Source organism: Streptomyces lydicus, assembly GCF_000717345.1.
Classification (GTDB): Bacteria; Actinomycetota; Actinomycetes; order Streptomycetales; family Streptomycetaceae; genus Streptomyces; species Streptomyces lydicus.
This window is the reverse complement of sequence record NZ_JNZA01000010.1, coordinates 1-19668: the sequence shown is the minus strand read 5'-3', so window position 1 is coordinate 19668 and position 19668 is coordinate 1. Positions and strand designations below refer to the sequence as shown.

The 19668-nt window shown below is 72.6% G+C and carries 17 protein-coding genes and 1 rRNA gene; 9 read left to right on the top strand and 9 right to left on the bottom strand.

The features are described from left to right. Nucleotides 1-194: 194 nt before the first annotated feature. The gene (locus OO62_RS11045) at nt 195-1733 is read left to right on the top strand and encodes a S41 family peptidase (protein WP_078617113.1); all 1539 of its coding nucleotides are present in this window, start codon (nt 195-197) and stop codon (nt 1731-1733) included. A gap of 14 nt (nt 1734-1747) precedes the next feature. On the opposite strand, the gene OO62_RS11040 is transcribed toward OO62_RS11045, so the two are convergent. The 3 genes from OO62_RS11040 to OO62_RS11030 are packed head-to-tail and all read right to left on the bottom strand — an operon-like array spanning nt 1748 to nt 3829. Beyond that, nucleotides 1748-2689: an NAD kinase gene (locus OO62_RS11040; RefSeq protein WP_077192083.1), complete on the bottom strand. Its 942-nt coding sequence runs from the start codon at nt 2687-2689 to the stop codon at nt 1748-1750. Then, nucleotides 2686-3501: a TlyA family RNA methyltransferase gene (locus OO62_RS11035; RefSeq protein ID WP_033267146.1), complete on the bottom strand. Its 816-nt coding sequence runs from the start codon at nt 3499-3501 to the stop codon at nt 2686-2688. Before OO62_RS11035 ends, OO62_RS11040 begins: the two co-directional genes overlap by 4 nt. Before the next feature lie 7 nt (nt 3502-3508). Next, a complete protein-coding gene (locus tag OO62_RS11030) occupies nt 3509-3829 on the bottom strand; it encodes a hypothetical protein (RefSeq protein ID WP_033267145.1) in 321 nt (106 codons plus the stop codon). A gap of 74 nt (nt 3830-3903) precedes the next feature. Between OO62_RS11030 and OO62_RS11025 the strand changes: the two genes are divergently transcribed. Beyond that, the gene (locus OO62_RS11025; RefSeq protein ID WP_033267144.1) at nt 3904-4251 is read left to right on the top strand and encodes a sterol-binding protein; all 348 of its coding nucleotides are present in this window, start codon (nt 3904-3906) and stop codon (nt 4249-4251) included. 19 nt (nt 4252-4270) lie between these two features. On the opposite strand, the gene OO62_RS11020 is transcribed toward OO62_RS11025, so the two are convergent. The 3 genes from OO62_RS11020 to OO62_RS11010 form a co-directional block, all read right to left on the bottom strand. Next, entirely contained in the window at nt 4271-5101 is an 831-nt protein-coding gene (locus tag OO62_RS11020) for an ABC transporter ATP-binding protein (protein WP_033267143.1), read from the bottom strand. 94 nt (nt 5102-5195) lie between these two features. Next, on the bottom strand, nt 5196-6263 hold the full coding sequence (locus tag OO62_RS11015) for a FecCD family ABC transporter permease (protein WP_033267270.1): 1068 nt from the start codon (nt 6261-6263) through the stop codon (nt 5196-5198). Nucleotides 6264-6321: 58 nt separating this feature from the next. Then, nucleotides 6322-7371, bottom strand: a complete 1050-nt coding sequence (locus tag OO62_RS11010; protein ID WP_033267142.1) for a FecCD family ABC transporter permease — start codon at nt 7369-7371, stop codon at nt 6322-6324. Between the two features lie 67 nt (nt 7372-7438). On the opposite strand from OO62_RS11010, the gene OO62_RS11005 reads away from it, so the two are divergent. Further along, nucleotides 7439-8467 (top strand): ABC transporter substrate-binding protein, encoded by a 1029-nt coding sequence (locus OO62_RS11005; RefSeq protein ID WP_033267141.1) that lies wholly within the window; start codon nt 7439-7441, stop codon nt 8465-8467. A gap of 88 nt (nt 8468-8555) precedes the next feature. After that, the gene (locus OO62_RS11000; protein WP_033267140.1) at nt 8556-9446 is read left to right on the top strand and encodes a siderophore-interacting protein; all 891 of its coding nucleotides are present in this window, start codon (nt 8556-8558) and stop codon (nt 9444-9446) included. A 72-nt stretch (nt 9447-9518) separates the two neighbouring features. On the opposite strand, the gene OO62_RS10995 is transcribed toward OO62_RS11000, so the two are convergent. Then, nucleotides 9519-10544: an HAD-IIA family hydrolase gene (locus tag OO62_RS10995; RefSeq protein WP_033267139.1), complete on the bottom strand. Its 1026-nt coding sequence runs from the start codon at nt 10542-10544 to the stop codon at nt 9519-9521. A gap of 176 nt (nt 10545-10720) precedes the next feature. On the opposite strand from OO62_RS10995, the gene OO62_RS10990 reads away from it, so the two are divergent. The 5 genes from OO62_RS10990 to OO62_RS10970 all read left to right on the top strand — a co-directional run bounded on the left by OO62_RS10990 (nt 10721) and on the right by OO62_RS10970 (nt 17441). Then, nucleotides 10721-11974, top strand: coding sequence for a DUF1015 family protein (locus OO62_RS10990; protein ID WP_033267138.1), 1254 nt, complete (start codon nt 10721-10723; stop codon nt 11972-11974). Between the two features lie 155 nt (nt 11975-12129). Continuing rightward, the gene (locus OO62_RS10985) at nt 12130-13662 is read left to right on the top strand and encodes a pyridoxal phosphate-dependent decarboxylase family protein (protein ID WP_033267137.1); all 1533 of its coding nucleotides are present in this window, start codon (nt 12130-12132) and stop codon (nt 13660-13662) included. A gap of 88 nt (nt 13663-13750) precedes the next feature. Continuing rightward, a complete protein-coding gene (locus OO62_RS10980; RefSeq protein WP_033267136.1) occupies nt 13751-15070 on the top strand; it encodes a lysine N(6)-hydroxylase/L-ornithine N(5)-oxygenase family protein in 1320 nt (439 codons plus the stop codon). After that, entirely contained in the window at nt 15067-15636 is a 570-nt protein-coding gene (locus tag OO62_RS10975) for a GNAT family N-acetyltransferase (protein ID WP_033267135.1), read from the top strand. Before OO62_RS10980 ends, OO62_RS10975 begins: the two co-directional genes overlap by 4 nt. Beyond that, nucleotides 15633-17441 (top strand): IucA/IucC family protein, encoded by a 1809-nt coding sequence (locus tag OO62_RS10970; protein WP_033267134.1) that lies wholly within the window; start codon nt 15633-15635, stop codon nt 17439-17441. The genes OO62_RS10975 and OO62_RS10970 overlap by 4 nt, the downstream gene beginning before the upstream one ends. 71 nt (nt 17442-17512) lie before the next feature. Here OO62_RS10970 and OO62_RS40175 read toward each other — a convergent pair whose 3' ends face one another. Both OO62_RS40175 and rrf read right to left on the bottom strand, forming a co-directional pair. Then, the gene (locus OO62_RS40175) at nt 17513-18271 is read right to left on the bottom strand and encodes a tetratricopeptide repeat protein (protein WP_206738515.1); all 759 of its coding nucleotides are present in this window, start codon (nt 18269-18271) and stop codon (nt 17513-17515) included. A gap of 1090 nt (nt 18272-19361) precedes the next feature. Then, nucleotides 19362-19478 (bottom strand): 5S ribosomal RNA (gene rrf, locus OO62_RS10955). Nucleotides 19479-19668 lie beyond the last annotated feature (190 nt).

Here is a 19668-nt window from a genome sequence, read left to right as displayed (position 1 = left end):
CTCCAACACGGATAAGACCTTACGAGGTCCGGGGCCCGCCCCGCGACGGCCTCCCCCGACTCCCCCGCCCCGGGCTGCTCCCCACCCCCGCGCGGAACTGCGGAAAACCCCACCTCAGGACGGAGGAAGTCCTCATGGTGCCCGGTCCCGCCCGGCCGTCAGGCTGAGCACCGAACAAAGCGAAAGGTGGGCTCATGTCCGATTCGGCGCGTGCGGCGCTGCGACGGGTGCCGTCGCGACAGCCTGCGGCAGCAGACCTCAGGAACGACCCCGGTGCCCGCCGCGGGCGCCGCCGCCCGCGCGCCGCGCGCCTGCTGCTCGCCGCGGTGGCCGCCGCCACCACGCTCACCGCCGCCACCGCCTGCGCCGGCCCGTCCCGGACCGCGGGCGCCCCCGGCGGCTCACTGGCGGGCGTCTGGCGGATGGACGGCTACGGCACCCTCGTCACTATCAAGGGCCGCAGCCTGCGGACGTACGAGACCACCGCCGTCAGCTGCCTGCCCGGGGCCGTCACGGGCACCCGCGCCGGCGCCCCCGACGCACACGGCGCGAGCCGCTTCACGGTGCCCGACTCGGCCCCGGTCACGGTGCGCCCGGACGGCGCCGACCGGGCCCGGCTCGCCTTCGACGACAACGTCGGCCGGCGGACCCTGCACCGCGTCGCCGCCCTGCCGGACCGCTGCGGGCGGCGTCCGTCCCGCGACCCCCGGGCCGTCTTCGACGTGTTCTGGCAGACCTTTGCCGAGAACTACCCCTTCTTCCGCGCGAAGCAGACCGACTGGGCGGCGGTCCGCGACCGCTACCGCCCCCGCATCACGGCCCGCACGACCGACGCCGAACTCTTCACGGTGCTCCGCGAGATGATCGAGCCGCTGCACGACGCGCACACCCGGGTCGTCGCCGGCCCCGACCGCTGGTTCGCGGGCAAGCGCCCCGGCACGGTCCTGCCCACCCCGCAATCGACCGCCCGTATCGACAAAGCGATAGCCGCCAACCTGGGCGGCGGCACCGTCCAGCGGCACTGGGCCCAGGGCAAGCTGACGTACGCCGACCTGCCCGGCCGCCTCGGCTACCTCCGTGTCACGCAGTTCGCCCACTACACGGCGAAGGACGACTACGCCGGGGACGTCGCCGCGCTGGACCGCGCCCTGGACTCCGTGTTCACCACGGCGCGCACCCGGGGCCCGGCGAAGCTGCGCGGCCTGATCATCGACGTACGGCTCAACGGCGGCGGCGCCGACCCGCTCGGTCTGCGCATCGCCTCCCGGCTCACCGGCCGCCCCTACACCGCGTACCGCAAGCAGGCGCGGAACGACCCCCGCGACCCCGCCGCCTTCACCACGCCGCAGCCGGCCCCGGTCCGCCCCCACCGGGGCGCCGTCTACACCGGGCCGGTGGCGGTGCTCACCGGCCGGCTGACCATCAGCGCGGGCGAGACCTTCACCCAGGCGCTGATGGGCCGCTCCCCCGCGCCCCTGCGGATCGGGGAGAACACCCAGGGCGTGTTCTCCGACGTCCTGGGCCGCGCCCTCCCCAACGGCTGGTCCTTCGGGCTGCCCAACGAGGAGTTCCTGACCTCCGAGGGCCGCACCTTCGACGGCACCGGCATCTCCCCGGCCGTCGCCACCCCCGTCTTCACCGACGAGGAGCTCTCCGGCCGGCGCGACTCCGCGCTCACCCGCGCCCGTGACCTGCTGACCCGCGGCGCGGCGACCGCGGATCAGGACCGCTGAGGTGCGGACGGCCCCTAGTGCGGCGCCCCGCGCCACCCCGCCACCGGGAGGGCGAACTTGGCGACCAGCCGGTCCGTGAAGGAGGCGTGGTGCAGCCGGGCGAGCCGTACGGGTACGGCACCGCGGCGGACCTCGACGCGGGCGCCGGCGGGCAGCTCGACGGTGCGGCGGCCGTCGCACCACAGCACCCCGTGCGGGGTACTGGGCTGGACCTCGACCGCGAGGACCGAGCGCGGCGAGGTGACCAGCGGCTTCGCGAACAGGGCGTGGGCGCTGATCGGGACCATCAGCAGGGCCTCGACCTCGGGCCAGACGACCGGGCCGCCGGCCGAGAAGGCGTACGCGGTGGACCCGGTCGGCGTCGCGCAGACCACGCCGTCGCCGCCGAAGCGCGAGACCGGCCGGCCGTCGACCTCGGTGACGACCTCCAGCAGCCGCTCCCGCGCCGCCTTCTCCACCGACGCCTCGTTGAGGGCCCAGTCGGTGTGCACGACGTTGCCGTTGGTGCGGACGAGGACGTCCAGCGTCATCCGCTCCTCGACCTCGTAGGCGCGGGTGACGACGCGGTCGACCACCTTGTCGAGGTCGTCGCGTTCGGCCTCGGCGAGGAAGCCGACCCGGCCGAGGTTGACGCCGAGCATGGGGACGCCGGACGTCCTGGCGAACTCCGCGCCCCGCAGCAGCGTGCCGTCCCCGCCCAGGACGACGAGCAGTTCGCAGCCCTCGGCGGCGCACGGCTCGGTCGCGACGCGCTCGACCGACGACGGCAGCGGAAGGTCCGCGGCCTCCTCCGCCAGCACCCGCACCCCGATCCCGCTGCGCAGCAGGCCCTGGACGACGAGTTCGGCGCTGCGGATGGCCGCGGGGCGGCCGGTGTGTGCGAGCAGGAAAACCGTCCGCGCGGCACCGGTGTTCTCGTGTGCTGCGCTGCCTTCAACTGCCTGGTTAGTGGTCAACGAGGCCCCTCCGCCACTGCACGGTCGACATCCGCCGGGTCGAGTGCAGGCGCCCCGGCGCGCAGCCACAGAAAGTACTCGACATTCCCGGAAGGTCCAGGCAGCGGACTGGCAACTACTCCAAGTACGCCAAGTCCCAGTTCGGCCGCCCGGCTCGCGACGGCGCGCACCGCCTCGGCGCGCAGCGCCGCGCTGCGCACCACTCCGCCGCTGCCGAGCCGCTCCTTGCCGACCTCGAACTGCGGCTTGACCATCAGGACGAGGTCCGCGTCCGGGGCCGTGCAGCCGGCCAGCGCGGGCAGCACGAGGCCCAGCGGGATGAAGGAGAGGTCGCCGACGACGAGGTCGACGGGCTGCCCGTCGATCTGGTCGAGCGTCAACTCGCGGACGTTGGTGCGGTCCTTCACGGTGACCCGCTCGTCGCTCTGCAGCGACCAGGCGAGCTGCCCGTAGCCGACGTCGACGGCGACCACGTGCTGCGCGCCGGCGCGCAGCAGGACGTCGGTGAAGCCGCCGGTGGAGGCGCCCGCGTCCAGCGCCCGCCGGCCCTCGACCTTCAGGCCGAGCGGGACGAACGCGGCGAGCGCCCCGGCGAGCTTGTGGCCGCCGCGCGAGACGTAGTCGGGGTCGCTCTCGTCCGCGCGGACGACCACGGCCGCGCTGGTCTCCACCTGGGTGGCCGGCTTGGTCGCGGTCGCGCCGCCGACGGTCACCCGGCCCGCGGCGATCAGCTGGCTCGCGTGCTCGCGCGAACGGGCCAGCTTGCGGCGCACCAGCTCCGCGTCGAGTCGGCGTCGTGCCACACCTGCCACCTGTGGTTCAGCTCCTGTTGTCGTGCGTCTGCGGGGTCGGGGACGGGGCGGGCGGCCCGGGGTGCTGGTCGAGACCGGCCAGCACATCGCGCAGCCCCCGGTGCACATCCTCGTACACCTGGAGGTGGCCGCTCGACGGGAGGTGGTCGGCATCGGCCAGGCGCCGCAGCCGGGCGTCGACCGCGGCCTGTCCGGTGGGCGTCGTCCCGACCCCGAGCGGCCGCGGCTCGTCGGGCCCGGCCCGCTCCGCGGACCGCGGGTCGTCGGCGGGCCCGGGCCCGGGCTCCGCGGGGGTCTCCGGCTCCGGTCCGGACGTCGGCTCTTCCATGTCCCCGACGCTACCCCGGCGGGCGGCACCGGGCGCGAACGAGCCGCCCGCGACCTGGCGTATCGTCGCTCACGATGGCAACCCTCGAACAGTGCCGCGCCGCGCTCGACCGGCTGGCCCAGAATCTGTCCTCGGCCGACGGTGAGGCCCGCGGCGCCGCCGCCCTCGACCGTTCGCTCAGCTGCCGGATCACGGACCTCGACGTGACGTTCCTCGGGCGGCTGGCCGGGGGCACCCTCCGTGAGGTGACCTCGGTCCCCGGGCCGCCGCCGCACAAGGCCGAGATCCGGCTGACGATGACGGGCGACGATCTGATCGCGCTGGTCGACGGGCAGCTGAACTTCGCCCGGGCCTGGGGCGGCGGCCGGGTCAAGCTGGAGGCCGGGCTGCGCGACCTGCTGCGGCTCCGGTCGCTGCTGTAGCCGCCCGCTCCCCCACGCCTCAGGTCGCCGCGGTGGCCGTCCGCTCCGCCGGCCGCCGGCTGCCGCGCGGCGCCCGGGCGGCCGGCACCACGAGCGGCGTCCCGGTCTCCGGATCGTCGATGACCTGGCATTTCAGGCCGAAGACCCGCTCCACCAGCTCGGCCGTGACGATGTCGCCGGGCGCGCCCTGCGCGACGATCTCGCCGCCCTTCATGGCGATGAGGTGGGTGGCGTACCGGGCGGCGTGGTTGAGGTCGTGCAGCACGGCGACGAGCGTGCGCCCCTGCTCCTCGTGGAGGTCCGCGCACAGGTCCAGCACCTCGATCTGATGCTGGATGTCCAGGTATGTCGTCGGTTCGTCGAGGAGGAACAGCGGGGTCTGCTGGGCGAGCGCCATCGCGATCCACACCCGCTGCCGCTGGCCGCCGGAGAGTTCGTCGACGTAGCGGTCGGCCAGCTCGCCGACGCCGGTCGCCGCCATCGACTCCTGCACGATCCGCTCGTCGTCGGCCGACCACTGCCGCAGCAGCCCCTGGTGCGGATAGCGGCCGCGCGCCACCAGGTCGGCGACGGTGATGCCGTCCGGGGCGATCGAGGACTGCGGCAGCAGCCCCAGCGTCCTGGCGACCTTCTTGGCCGGCAGCGAGGAGATCGCGGCACCGTCCAGCAGTACCGAGCCGGCGGCCGGCTTGAGCATCCGCGAGAGGGCCCGCAGCAGCGTCGACTTGCCGCAGGCGTTCGGGCCGACGATGACGGTGAAGGAGTGGTCGGGGACGGCGACCGAGAGGTTCTCGGCGATGACCCGCTGGTCGTAGGCGAGGGTGACGTTCTCGGCCGTGAGACGGCTCACTTCAAGGACTCCTGGGGTTGTGGTGGTGCCGGTGTGGTCCGGCCGGTGCCGGGCGGCCGGACGCCGCGGCGCGCCGTTCATCGGCGGGCCGCCGTCATACCCGGCCCGCCTTCCGCTCGGTGGCCAGCAGCCACAGCAGATAGCCGCCGCCGAGCACGCCGGTGAGGACGCCCACCGGCAGCTGGTCGGCACCGAAGAGCCGCTGCGAGGCCCAGTCGGCGGCCACCAGCAGGAGCGCCCCCATGAGGGCGGCGGGCAGCAGGTTGGGGCCGGGTGAGCGGGTGAGCCGGCGGGCCAGCTGGGGTGCGGTGAGCGCGACGAAGGAGATCGGTCCGGCCGCCGCGGTGGCGGCGGCGACCAGCACGACCGCGGCCAGCAGGACGAGCACGCGCACCCGGTCGACCCGTACGCCGAGCGCGTACGCGGCGTCGTCGCCCATCTCCAGCATGCGCAGCGGCCGCCCGTTCAGCAGCACCAGCGGCAGGCAGACGGCGCAGACCGCGGCCAGCGGCCAGACCTGGTCCCAGTCGCGGCCGTTGAGGGAGCCGGTCATCCAGGTGGTGGCCCGGGTCGCCTCGACGATGTTCGCCTTCGTCATGAGGTAGAGCACCATCGCGTAGAGCATCGCACTGGCGCCGATGCCGACGAGTACGAAGCGGTAGCCGTGGATGCCGCGCTGCCAGGCGAGCAGGAAGATGGCGAGGCCGGTGGCCAGGCCGCCGACGACCGCCCCGGCGGCGACCGCGACGGTCCCGGCCTGGAAGTAGACGATGGCGACCAGCGCGCCGACGGACGAGCCCTGGGCGAAGCCGAGGACGTCCGGGCTGCCCAACGGGTTGCGGGAGACGGTCTGGAAGACCGCTCCGGCGGTGCCGAACGCGGCGCCGACCAGCAGCCCCACCAGCACCCGCGGCAGCCGCAGGTCCTGCACGATGAAGGTCTGTCCGGCGTCGCCGCCGCCGGTCAGTGTGGCGAGCACCTCGGCCGGGGTCAGCGGGTAGTCGCCGGAGCCGATCAGCGCGACACCGGCGGCCAGCGCGAGCGCCAGCAGCACCAGTCCGACGACGACGGCGCGCCGGTCCAGGCGCAGCGAGAGTCCGCCTCGGGTGCGCAGCGCCCCGGCCTGCTTCGTGCCCTGCCCGGGCTTCACGGTCGTCCTCATGCCGACGCCTCGCATGCGCTCGCCAGGTACCTCTGGTTGGTGCGCTCGTTCCGCTCACTCACAGCTGGGCCATCCTCCGACGCCGTACGAGATGAATGAAGACCGGGCCGCCGACGACGGCCGTGACGATGCCGACCTGGAGTTCGCCGGGCCGGGCCACGATCCGGCCGAGGATGTCCGCGCCGAGCAGCAGGACCGGCGAGAGCACCGCCGAGTACGGCAGGATCCAGCGCATGTCGGGCCCGGTGACGGCCCGTACGACGTGCGGGACCATCAGGCCGACGTAGACGATCGGGCCGCAGGCGGCGGTCGCCCCGCCGCACAGCAGGGTGACGGCGACCATGGCCAGCACCCGGGTGCGGGTCAGCCGCGCGCCCAGGGCCCGCGCCTGGTCGTCGCCGAGCGCGATGGCGTTCAGCGGACGGGCGATCAGCAGCGCGAGGACGCCGCCGACGGTCAGGAACGGAGCGATCCGGTCGACCGTCGGCATGGTGGCGGTGGCCAGCGAACCGACCGTCCAGAAGCGCATCTTGTCCAGCGCGGCGGTGTCCATCAGGTTGACCGCGTTGATGTAGCCGACGAGGACGGCGGTCAGCGCGGTGCCGGCCAGCGCGAGCCGCACGGGGGTGGCGCTGCGGGTGCCGCCGAGGACGTACACCGCGACGGAGACGACCGCGGCGCCGGCGAACGCGAACCAGACGTATCCGGTCAGCGAGGTGACGCCGAAGAAGCTGATGGCGGAGACCACCGCGGCGGAGGCGCCGGCGTTGATGCCGAGAACTCCGGGGTCGGCCAGGGGATTTCGGGTCAGCGCCTGCATGACCGTGCCGGCCAGTCCCAGCGCGGCGCCGGCGAGCAGCCCGAGCAGGGTGCGGGGGACGCGCACGTCGTGGACGACCACGTCGGTGTCGTTGCCGGAGTAGTGGAACACCCCGTGCCACACCTGGTCGAGGGGGATCTGTTTGGCGCCGACGGCGATGCCGAGGACGGCGATGACGGCCAGTGCGGCCACGGAGGCGACCAGTCCGGCGGAGCGCAGGACGTGCCGCCGTCGGGGTGCCGCAGGGGCCGGGGCAGTTGTTGCTTCGGGGGGACTGTCAACCAACACGTTGGTTAGGTTAGCCTACCCTCACATTCGACCGCAGGCCCTCCTCCCAGAGAGAAGCGCATCCACCATGAGCACCTCCCGAAGCGTATCCCCCTCCCGTCGCGGCATCCTGGCCGCCGGCGGCGCCCTCGGCATCGGCGCACTGCTCGCCGCGTGCGGTGGGGACAAGGGCTCGGCAGGCGCCAACGGCGGTGCCAAGGGCGGCCCGTGGTCCTTCACCGACGACCGCAAGGAGAAGGTCTCCCTCAAGAGCACCCCGCAGCGCATCGTCGCCTTCACGGGCACCGCGGCCGCCCTGCACGACTTCGGCATCGACGACCAGATCGTCGGCGTCTTCGGCCCCACCAAGCTCAAGAACGGCAAGCCCGACCCGCAGGCCGGTGACCTCGACGTCGACAAGGTCACCGTCATCGGCAACGCCTACAACCAGTTCAACGTGGAGAAGTACGCGGCGCTGCGCCCCGACCTGCTCGTCACCAACATGTACGAGCCGGGCGCCCTGTGGTTCGTCCCGGACGACAGCAAGGACAAGATCACGGCACTGGCCAAGTCCGTCGCGATCACGTCCTCCCGGGTCCCGCTCGCCAGGATCATCGAGCGCTACGCCGAGCTGGCGCAGGCACTCGGCGCCGACCTCAAGGCCAAGAAGGTCACCGACGCCAAGGCCCGCTTCGAGAAGGCGTCCGAGGCACTGCGCAAGGCCGCCAAGTCCCACCCCGTCAAGGTGCTCGCCTGCTCCGGCAGCCCCGACCTCTTCTACGCCTCCAACCCCGGCATCAACGCCGACCTCATGTACTACAAGTCGCTCGGCGTCGACCTGATCGTCCCCGACCACCTGGACAAGGGCGGCTACTTCGAGAGCCTGAGCTGGGAGAACGCCGACAAGTACAAGGCCGACGTGCTCCTGCTGGACAACCGGACCGCCACCCTCCAGCCCAAGGACCTGGCCGCCAAGCCCTCCTGGGCGAAGCTGCCCGCCGTCAAGGCCGGCCAGATCACCCCCTGGTCGAGCGAGCCGCGCTTCTCCTACGCGGGCGCCGCACCGCTCCTGGAGTCGCTGGCCAAGGCCGTCGAGACGGCCAAGAAGGTCAACTGACACACGCCACAACGGCCGCGGCGGAGGGCGGGCCCACGCCTCCCACCGCGGCTCCCCGACCCCACCACCGCCTCGGGAGGTTCTCCGCATGACCACGACCGCCGCCCCCGCCACCGCACCGTTCCGCTTCTTCGATGTGCACGTCGTACGCTCCCGACGGCTCGGCCCCTCCATGCTGCGGGTCACCTTCGGCGGCGAACGGCTGGCGGAGCTGGCGTCCGGCGGTCGTGACCAGCGGTTCAAGCTGTTCCTCCCGCAGCCCCACCAGGACCGGCCGGTCTTCCACGACACCGGCGACGGCTGGTACACCACCTGGCGGGCCCAGGACCCGGCCGAGCGCGCGGTGATGCGCTCGTACACGATCCGCGAACAGCGCCCGCACCTCGGCGAGTTCGACGTGGACTTCGCGCTGCACGGCGCCGAGCCGGGGGCCGCCGTGACGACCGGCGGGCCCGCCTCCCGCTGGGCGGCGCAGGCCCGTCCCGGCGACCGGCTGACCGTCCTCGCCCCGGCCGTCGAGGACAACGGCGGCGTCGACTTCCGCCCGCCGCCCGGCACCGACTGGATCCTGATCACCGGTGACGAGACGGCGCTGCCCGCCATCGCCGGCATCCTGGCCTGGCTCTCCCCCGGCACCCGGGCCAAGGTCTGGATCGAGACCGGTCACGAGGGCGACCGCCAGCAGCTGCCGACCTTCGCCGACGCCGACATCACCTGGCTGGTCCGGGACGGGGCGGACGCGGCACACCGCACCCCGGTGCTCGACGCGGTGCGCGCCGCCGAGCTGCCGGAGGGCACGCCCTACGCCTGGATCGCCGGGGAGGCCGGGACCGTCAAGGCGGTGCGCCGGCACCTGGTCGGCGAGCGCGGATTCGACCGCCGGGCGGTGAAGTTCACCGGCTACTGGCGCCGCGGCGCCTGCGAGGAGGACCTGCTCGCGGAGCTGACGGCCGGCGCGGCGGCGGCCGCCGAGGACTGAGCCGTCCACCGCCGCACCGCACCGCGGTCCCCCGCGCCGGGGCCCCGTACGGCCTGGGGCCCCGGTCCCTCCTCACATCCCGAGGCGCGCCAGCGCCTTCCCCGCGTCCGCGCGGCAACTGCCGGTGCCCGCCGCCGTCCAGGCCGCCGCGCACAGCGCCCGCAGCCCGTCCAGCGGCGCGCCCTCGCCGTCCACGACGAGGGCGTCCCCGGCCGCCTCGGCCCGCCAGCCGCCGCACCGGAAACCGCCGTCGTCCGCGGTCACCTCCGGCTGGGGCGCGAGCAGCCCGCGCAGATCGGCGTCCACGTACGCCGGGCGGTGCTGCGGCGGGGCGGCGAGCAGCGCGGCGGGCGAGGTGACGCCGGTGAGCACCAGCAGCGAGTCGACCCCGCCGTTGCAGGCGCCCTCGATGTCCGTGTCGAGCCGGTCACCGATCACCAGCGGCCGCCGGGCGCCGGTGCGCAGCACCGTCTCGCGGTGCATCGGCGGCAGCGGCTTGCCGGCCACCTGCGGCGTCCCGCCCGCGGCGGTCCGCACCACCTCCACCAGCGCCCCGTTGCCGGGAGCGATCCCGCGCTCCTTGGGGATGGTCAGATCGGTGTTGGACGCGAACCACGGCACCCCGCGCTGCACCGCGTACGCGGCCTCGGCCAGCCGCTCCCAGTCCAGCGTCGGGTCGAAGCCCTGCACCACGGCCGCCGGTTCGTCGTCCGCGGAGAAGACCGGTTCCAGACCCCGCTCACGCAGCGCCACCACCAGCCCCTCACCCCCGACGGCCAGCACCCGCGCGCCCGCCGGCACCTGCTCGGCGATCAGCCGGGCCACCGCCTGCGCCGAGGTGATCACGTCGTCCGCACCGGTCGGCAGCCCGAATCCGGTCAGCTGGTCGGCGACGGCCTGCGGGGTGCGGGCCGCGTTGTTCGTGACGTACGCCAGGTGCATCCCGCCGTCGCGGACGGCGGTCAGCGACTCCACGGCGTGCGCGATGGCCTGCCCGCCGGCGTAGACGACCCCGTCCAGATCCAGCAGCGCCGTGTCGTACGCCTCGCTCAGCGGGCGCCGGCACCCGTCGGGCCGACTGCGCACCTGCTCGTTCATGCCGTCTCGCTCCTCGCGTCCCTGTGTCGCACGAAGGCTCCGGCGCACACCACAGGGGCGCACACGCCGTGCCGCCGGGGCTCCCCGGCCGCCACCTCGCGCCTACCGATATTTCCAGCCAACCTCCGGCTGTCCCCCGATCTTCCCTCATCGGCCCGGCGGCATAGCATTCTTCAATGACCAGTGCCGAGGGCCTCCGCCTCCTCCCGTTCCGCGGACTGCGCTACGCCCCGGAACGGGTCGGCAGCCTGACCGCCGTGACCTCACCGCCGTACGACGTGGTGGTCCGGCCGGAGGGCGTGCGCCATCTGGAGACCGCCGATCCGTACAACATCGTCCGGCTGATCCTGCCGCACGCCGCTGATCCCGCCACCCGCCACCGGCAGGCCGCCGACACCCTGCGCCACTGGCGCGCCGAGGGCGTGCTGACCCAGGACCCCGAGCCCGCGCTGTACGTCTACGAGCAGCGCGTCGGCGCCGTGCTGCAGCGGGGGCTGATCGGCGCGCTGTGCCTGGACGGGCCGGTGCTGCCGCACGAGGACGTGATCCCCGAGGTCGTCGAGGACCGGGCGGCCCTGATGCGCGCGGCGGCCGCAAACTTCGAGCCGTTGCTGCTCTCCTACCGTGGCGGGAACGGCGCGACCACGGTCATCGAACGCACCGTGGCGAGCCCCCCGCTGCTGGCCACCACCACGGAGGACGGCGTCACCCACCGCCTGTGGGCGGTCACCGACCCCGGCGACCTCGCGGCCGTGAACCACGACCTCTCCCGCCGGCAGGCCCTGATCGCCGACGGCCACCACCGCTGGGCAACCTACCGGCGGCTGTACGAGCAGCAGCCCGGCGCCACCGCCGCCTCGCCGTGGGCCTCCGGCCTGGTGCTGCTCGTCGACACCGCCCGCTACCCGCTCCAGGTCCGGGCGATCCACCGGGTCCTGCCGCACCTGCCGACCGCCAAGGCACTGGCGGACCTGGCCGGCGCCTTCCGCGCCCGTACGCTCCAAGGGGGGCTGTCCGCCGCCCTGGAGACGCTGGACGAGACGCCCGGTACGGCCTTCGTCCTCGCCGGCGGCCCGGAGACCTTCCACCTCCTGGACCGTCCCGAGCCCGGGCTGCTGGACCGCACGATCCGCCGGGACCGCCCCGAGGAGTGGCGCCGGCTGGACGCCACCGTGCTGCATTCCGTCCTGCTCGACGAGGTCTGGCACATCCCTGACCACCCGTCCGACATCAGCTATCTGCACCACGCCGAGGCCGCCGTGGAGCAGGCCGCCCGACACGGCGGGACGGCGGTGCTGATGCGCGCCACGTCGGAGGAGACGGTCCGTCAACTCGCCGAGCTGGGCGTGACGATGCCGCGCAAGTCCACGTCCTTCGGCCCCAAGCCGGCCACCGGCCTCGTCCTGCGCACCCTGGACGACGACAACTGAACCGGGGTGCCGCCGAACGGCACCCCACTCTCACCCTCAGGGCGATAGTTAGGTTAGGCTTACCTCACTACGTCATGCGGGCGGGTCTCCCTGCCTCTGCGCACATTTCACCCTGCGCAGGACGTGGTCAAGTCCGCACCAGGGAGGACACCTTCATGACTCTCCTCGCGCACGCCGCCGAGGACCCGGCCGACAGCCGGACATATCTGCTCAACAACAGCACGGCCCAGCGCTACCACCGCGCGCTCACCGAGAGCGTCAGCCGCGTCAGCGCCAAAATCGCCGGTACCACCCGCCCGTTCACCGGCATCTCCGTCGACGGCCTCACCCCCACCGTCGACGCCGTCGACCTCGACGCACCGCTGCACGACGCGGCCGCCGCGCTCGACGAACTCGAAGAGGTCTACCTCCGCGACGCCGTCTACTTCCACCACCCGCGCTACCTCGCGCACCTCAACTGCCCGGTGGTGATCCCCGCACTCGTCGGCGAGGCCGTGCTCTCCGCCGTCAACTCCTCCCTGGACACCTGGGACCAGAGCGCCGGCGGCACCCTCATCGAGCGCCGGCTGATCGACTGGACGGCCGGCCGGATCGGCCTCGGTGCATCCGCCGACGGCATCTTCACCAGCGGCGGCAGCCAGTCCAACCTCCAGGCCATGCTGCTCGCCCGGGACGAGGCGTGCCGCCGCGAACTCACCCGCGAGGGCACCCCCTCCGACGCCCGGCTCACCGACGTGCTGCCCCGGCTGCGCATCCTCACCTCCGAGTGCAGCCACTTCAGCATCCGCAAGGCCGCCACCCTCCTCGGCATGGGCGCCGAGGCCGTGATCACCGTGTCAGCCGACGAGCACAAGCGGATGAGCGCCGACGCCCTGGCCGACGAACTGGCCCGCTGCCGGCGCGACGGCCTGATACCCATGGCCGTCGTCGCCACCGCCGGCACCACCGACTTCGGCTCCATCGACCCGCTGCCCGAGACCGCCGAGCTGTGCGCGCGGTACGGCGCCTGGATGCACGTCGACGCCGCCTACGGCTGCGGCCTGCTGGTCTCCCGCCGACGCCACCTGCTCGACGGCATCGAGCGCGCCGACTCGGTGACCGTCGACTACCACAAGTCCTTCTTCCAGCCGGTCAGTTCGAGCGCCTTCCTGGTCCGCGACCGGACCACCCTGCGGCACGTGACCTACCACGCCGACTACCTCAACCCGCGCCGGATGGCCGAGCAGCGCATCCCCAACCAGGTCGACAAGTCGATCCAGACCACCCGGCGCTTCGACGCCCTCAAGCTCTGGCTCACCCTGCGCATCATGGGCGCCCGCGCCGTCGGCGAACTCTTCGACGAGGTCATCGACCGCGCCGCGGACGCCTGGAAACTCCTCCACGACGACCCCCGCTTCGACGTCGTCGTCGAGCCCAGCCTGAGCACCCTGGTCTTCCGCTACGTCCCCGCCGGCGACGCGGACCCCGAGCTCGCCGACCGGGTCAACCTGCACGCCCGGGAGGCGCTGTTCGCCTCCGGCGACGCGATCGTCGCGGGCACCAAGGTCGACGGCCGCCACTACCTCAAGTTCACCCTGCTCAACCCGGAGACCACGCTGGAGGACATCGCCACCGTCCTCGACCTGATCGCCGAGCACGCCGGCACCTTCCTCGCCGCGCAGCCCCGCCCGGCGCTCAGCGCGCACTGACCCCGCGCGCGCAGCCCGCCGCCCGCGCCGCACCGGCGTCCGCGAGCGCGCCCCTCCCCGTCCCCTGAGCCGAACCCCGGAGACCCCTGTGTCCGCCCCTTACGACTTCATCGCCATCGGCCTGGGCCCGTTCAACCTGGGTCTGGCCTGCCTGACCGAGCCGATCGACGGCCTCGACGGCCTGTTCCTGGACAACAAGGCGTCCTTCGACTGGCACCCCGGCATGATGCTGGAGAGCAGCCACCTCCAGGTGCCCTTCATGGCAGACCTGGTCACCCTCGCCGACCCCACCTCCCCGTTCTCCTTCCTCAACTACCTCAAGGAATCCGGGCGGCTCTACCCGTTCTACATCCGCGAGAACTTCTATCCGCTGCGCGCCGAGTTCAACGACTACTGCCGCTGGGCGGCCGGCAAACTCGACTCCGTCCGCTTCGCCCACCAGGTCACCACCGTCGAGTACGACGAGCGCGACGAGGTGTACGTCGTCCACGCCGAGCACCTCCCCACCGGCGACCGCCACACCTTCCGCACCCGCAAGCTCGTCCTGGGCACCGGCACCCCGCCGCACCTCCCCGACGCCTGCCGCGGCCTGGGCGGCGACCTGCTGCACAACGCCGACTACCTGGACGCCAAGGCCACCCTCCAGGCCAAGGACTCCCTCACCCTCATCGGCAGCGGCCAGAGCGCCGCGGAGGTCTACTTCGACCTCCTCCAGGACATCGACAGCCACGGCTACCACCTGACCTGGGCGACCCGCTCCCCGCGCTTCTTCCCGCTCGAATACACCAAGCTGACGCTGGAGATGACCTCACCGGAGTACGTGGACTACTTCCACGCCCTCCCCCCGGCCACCCGCGACCGGCTCAACGCCACCCAGAAGCACCTCTACAAGGGCATCGACTCCGAGCTGATCAACGACATCTTCGATCTGCTCTACCAGAAGAACCTCGCCGGCCCCGTGCCCACCCGCCTCCTCACCAACACCGCCCTGCACACGGCGCGTTACGACGAGACCAGCGGCACCTACACCCTCGGCCTGCGCCAGGAGGAACAGGGCACCGACTTCTCCCTGGACACCCAGGGCCTGATCCTCGCCACCGGCTACCGCTACCGCGTACCGGACTTCCTGGAGCCGGTCCGCGACCGCATCGCCTGGGACGACGCCGGCCGCTACGACGTGGCCCGCAACTACAGCATCGACACCACCGGCCACGGCATCTACGTGCAGAACGCCGAGCTGCACACCCACGGCTTCGTCACCCCCGACCTCGGCATGGCCGCCTACCGCAACTCCTGCATCATCCGCGAGCTGCTCGGCCGCGAGTACTACCCGGTCGAGAAGGCCATCGCCTTCCAGGAGTTCGCCGCCCCGGCCGGCCCGCACCACCCCATGGAGATATCCGCATGACCGCCCCCGTCTTCACCCGCACCGACCCCGCGCTGGGCGAGTTCGCCCTCCGCCCGGTGGACCCCGCGGCGGACGCCGCGCTCCTGCACTCCTGGGTCACCCACCCCAAAGCGGTCTTCTGGCTGATGCAGGACTGCGACCTGGCCGCCGTGGAGAAGGAGTTCGCGCGGATCGCCGCCGACCCCTTCCACGACGCCTTCCTCGGCCTGCACAACGGCACCCCCGCCTTCCTGATGGAACGCTACGACCCGGCCCACCGCGAGCTGGTCGGCATCCACACCGCCGAGCCCGGCGACGTCGGCATGCACTTCCTGTGCGCCCCCACCGGCACCCCCGTACACGGCTTCACCCGCGCGGTGATCACCACCGTCATGGAGATGCTCTTCGCCGACCCGGCCAACCACCGCGTCGTCGTCGAACCGGACGCCCGCAACACCGGCGTCCACGCCCTCAACAAGGCCGTCGGCTTCGAGGTCCAGCGCACCGTCTCGCTCCCCTCCAAAGAGGCACACCTCAGCACCTGCACCCGCGACCAGTTCCTGGCCACCCGAGGAGACCACCGATGACCGCCGCCGCCACCCGGCCCACCGCCCAGGACGCCGTCGCCCACCTCACCCCCGAACTGTGGGCCCGCGCCAACCGCCTGCTCATCCGCAAGGCCCTCGCCGAGTTCGCCCATGAGCGGCTGCTCGCCCCCGCCCGCCTGCCGCAGGACGGCCACTACGTGGTGCGCAGCGACGACGGCGCCACCGAGTACCGCTTCACCGCCCGCAGACAGGCCCTCGACCACTGGCAGGTCGACCCCGACAGCCTCACCCGCCACCGCGACCAGGCCGAACTCCCCCTGGACGCACTGGAGTTCTTCATCGAACTCCGCGAATCCCTGGGCCTGACCGCCGGCATCCTCCCCGTCTATCTGGAGGAGATCAGCTCCACCCTCTCCGGCACCGCCTACAAACTCGCCGGACCGGCCCCCACCGCCGCCGAGCTGGCCGCGTCGGACTTCCAGGCCGTCGAGACCGGCATGACCGAGGGCCACCCCTGCTTCGTCGCCAACAACGGCCGCCTCGGCTTCGGCATCCACGAGTACCACGCCTACGCGCCCGAGACCGCCAGCCCCCTGAAGCTGATCTGGCTCGCCGCCCGCCGCGACCACGCCACCTTCACCGCCGGCGCCGGCCTCGACTACGACACCCTCATACGCGAGGAGCTCGGCGACGCCACCCGCGCCCGCTTCGCCGCCACCCTCACCGGCCTCGGCCTCGCCCCCGACGACTACTACCTCTTCCCCGTCCACCCCTGGCAGTGGTGGAACAAGCTCTCCGTCACCTTCGCCGCCGAGGTCGCCCGGCAGCGCCTGGTGTGCCTGGGCCCCGGCGACGACGACTACCTCGCCCAGCAGTCCATCCGCACCTTCTTCAACACCACCGACCCCGCCAAGCACTACGTCAAAACGGCGCTCTCGGTCCTCAACATGGGCTTCATGCGCGGCCTGTCCGCCTCGTACATGGAGGCCACCCCGGCCATCAACGACTGGCTCGCCCGCCTGATCGACGCCGACGACACCTTCCGCGCCGCCCGCTTCTCGATCATCCGCGAGCGCGCCGCCATCGGCTACCACCACCGCCAGTACGAGGCCGCCACCGAAAAGGGCTCCCCCTACCTCAAGATGCTGGCCGCCCTCTGGCGCGAAAGCCCCGTCCCCACCCTGGAACCGGGCCGGCGCCTGGCCACCATGGCCTCGCTGCTCCACACCGACCGCGACGGCGGCTCCTTCGCCGCCGCCCTGATCGAGGAATCCGGCCTCGACCCGGCCGTCTGGCTCCGCCGCTACCTCGACGGCTACCTCACCCCCGTCCTGCACGCCTTCTACGCCTACGACCTGGTCTTCATGCCGCACGGCGAGAACGCCATCCTGGTCCTCCAGGACGGCGCCGTGGACCGCGTCATCTTCAAGGACATCGCGGAGGAGATCGCGGTCATGGACCCGGACGCGGTCCTGCCGCCGGCCGTCGCCCGCATCCGCGCCGACGTCCCCGAGGACAAGAAGCTGCTGTCCGTCTTCACCGACGTCTTCGACTGCTTCTTCCGCTTCCTGTCCGGCACCCTCGCCGACCGCGGCATCCTCGACGAGGACACCTTCTGGCGCACGGTCGCCGCCTGCGTCACCGACTACCAGAAGTCGAACCCGCAGCTCGCCGACAAGTTCGCCCGGTACGACATGTTCACCGACGAGTTCGCGCTCTCCTGCCTCAACCGCCTCCAGCTGCGCAACAACCAGCAGATGGTCGACCTCCAGGACCCCGCGGGCGCCCTCCAGCTCATCGGCACCCTCCAGAACCCCATCGCCCCCTACGCACCGACCGCCTGACCCACCCCCACAAACGCCGAAGGGCGGGACCCCGCACGGGGTCCCGCCCTTCACCGTTCGCTCAGCGCGCGTCAGCCCTTCTCGGGCCGCTCACCGCCGTCCGCGTCGTCCGCGTCGCCGTTCTCCTCCGGCTCGTCGGACTCCTCCAGCACATCGGTGAACTCGACGCCGTCCAGCTCCGCGAGCCGGTCCGACGCATCCGTCGTACCGCCCTGGTCGGCCTCCAGCGCCCGGGCGAACCAGTCACGCGCCTCGTCCGCACGCCCGACCTCCAGCAGCGCGTCCGCGTACGCGTACCGCAGCCGCGCGGTCCACGGGTGGACGGCGCTGGACGCCAGCTCGGGGCTCTGCAGCGTCACCACCGCGGCGTCCGCCTGCCCCATGTCCCGACGGGCACCCGCCGCGACCAGCCGCATCTCGACCTGCCCGGCCCGGTCCAGCTTCTGCACCTCGGGCTCGCCGGCCATCGCCAGCGCCTTCTCCGGCCGGCCCATGCCGCGCTCGCAGTCGGCCATCACCGGCCACAGCTCCACGCCGCCGGTCATCCGCCGCGCCGCCCGGAACTCGCCCAGCGCCTCGCTGTACTTGCCGACCGCGTACGCGGCGAAGCCCGCGGCCTCCCGCACCGCGGCGACCCGCGACGCCAGCCGCAGCGCCACCCGCGAGTACCCGTACGCCTTCTCCGGCTCCTCGTCCAGCAGCTTGGCGACCATCACCAGGTTCTTGGCGACGTCTTCGGCGAGCGTCTTCGGCAGGCTCAGCAGCTCCTGCCGCACGTCCTTGTCGATCTCGTCACCGGTGACGTCGTCCGGAATCGGCAGCCGCTTGATCGGCTCCCGGTCCCGACGGTCGTCACGCCGGTCGTCCCGACGGTCGTCCCGCCCACGGCCACCGCCGTACGGCCGACGCCCGCCACGCTCGTCGTCCCTGCGGAACCCACCACGGTCGCCACCGCGGAATCCACCCCGGTCATCCCGGCGGTCACCGCCACGGTCGTCCCTGCGGAAGCCCCCACGGTCGCCGCCCGACGGACGGTCGTCCCTGCGGAACCCGCCACGGTCGCCACCGCGATCGTCCCGACGGTCGCCGCCGCGGTACCCGCCCCGGTCACCACCGGACGGACGGTCATCACGGCGGAATCCACCACGGTCGTCCCGACGGTCACCACCGCGGTCATCCCTGCGGAAGCCCCCACGGTCGCCGCCCGACGGACGGTCGTCCCTGCGGAACCCGCCACGGTCGCCACCGCGGTCATCACGACGGTCGCCCCCGCGGTACCCGCCGCGGTCACCACCGGACGGACGGTCATCCCTGCGGAAGCCCCCACGGTCGCCACCACGATCGTCACGTCGCCCCCGCGGTACCCGCCCCGGTCACCACCGGACGGACGGTCATCCCTGCGGAACCCCCCACGGTCGCCACCACGATCGTCACGACGGTCACCGCCACGGTCGTCCCTGCGGAAGCCCCCGCGATCGCCGCCCGACGGACGGTCGTCCCTGCGGAACCGTCGCCCCCGCGGTACCCGCCCCGGTCACCACCGGACGGACGGTCATCCCTGCGGAACCCCCCACGGTCGCCACCACGATCGTCACGACGGTCACCGCCGCGGTACCCGCCCCGGTCACCACCGGACGGACGGTCATCACGCCGGAAACCACCACGGTCGCCGCCACGGTTGTCGCCACGGGCGCCCCGGTCCCCCCGGTCATCACGCCGGAAACCACCGCGGTCGCCGTCGTCGCGCCGCTGCGGCCGGCGCTCCGAACGATCGTCGGAAGAGTTGGTGGACATCGACGTGACTCCTGTCTTCGGTACTGCATTCATTCTCGCGCACCGACCACTTCGGCGCGCTTCGGCAAAAACAAAAAGGACCCTTGGTCCCAGCATGCACGCTGGGACCAAGGGTCCTGAAAGATTGTTCGGCGGCGTCCTACTCTCCCACAGGGTCCCCCCTGCAGTACCATCGGCGCTGAAAGGCTTAGCTTCCGGGTTCGGAATGTAACCGGGCGTTTCCCTAACGCTATGACCACCGAAACCCTATCGGGTTCGAGCGAACAAGCACACTCTTCAGTTAATTGAAGTGAAACTTGGTTCAACCGGTGCGACTGTTCGCAACCCGGGAACCACACAGTGGACGCGAGCAACTGAGGACAAGCCCTCGGCCTATTAGTACCAGTCAACTCCACACCTTACGGCGCTTCCATATCTGGCCTATCAACCCAGT

Excerpts from the sequence above, each read along its gene's own strand:
- OO62_RS10990 (WP_033267138.1), top strand. The coding sequence starts at position 10,721 with ATGACCAGTGCCGAGGGCCTCCGCCTCCTCCCGTTCCGCGGACTGCGC.
- OO62_RS10970 (WP_033267134.1), top strand. The coding sequence starts at position 15,633 with ATGACCGCCGCCGCCACCCGGCCCACCGCCCAGGACGCCGTCGCCCAC.
- OO62_RS10975 (WP_033267135.1), top strand. The coding sequence starts at position 15,067 with ATGACCGCCCCCGTCTTCACCCGCACCGACCCCGCGCTGGGCGAGTTC.
- OO62_RS10985 (WP_033267137.1), top strand. The coding sequence starts at position 12,130 with ATGACTCTCCTCGCGCACGCCGCCGAGGACCCGGCCGACAGCCGGACA.
- OO62_RS11045 (WP_078617113.1), top strand. The coding sequence starts at position 195 with ATGTCCGATTCGGCGCGTGCGGCGCTGCGACGGGTGCCGTCGCGACAG.
- OO62_RS11000 (WP_033267140.1), top strand. The coding sequence starts at position 8,556 with ATGACCACGACCGCCGCCCCCGCCACCGCACCGTTCCGCTTCTTCGAT.
- OO62_RS11025 (WP_033267144.1), top strand. The coding sequence starts at position 3,904 with ATGGCAACCCTCGAACAGTGCCGCGCCGCGCTCGACCGGCTGGCCCAG.
- OO62_RS11030 (WP_033267145.1), bottom strand. The coding sequence starts at position 3,829 with ATGGAAGAGCCGACGTCCGGACCGGAGCCGGAGACCCCCGCGGAGCCC.
- OO62_RS10995 (WP_033267139.1), bottom strand. The coding sequence starts at position 10,544 with ATGAACGAGCAGGTGCGCAGTCGGCCCGACGGGTGCCGGCGCCCGCTG.
- OO62_RS11015 (WP_033267270.1), bottom strand. The coding sequence starts at position 6,263 with ATGAGGACGACCGTGAAGCCCGGGCAGGGCACGAAGCAGGCCGGGGCG.
- OO62_RS11005 (WP_033267141.1), top strand. The coding sequence starts at position 7,439 with ATGAGCACCTCCCGAAGCGTATCCCCCTCCCGTCGCGGCATCCTGGCC.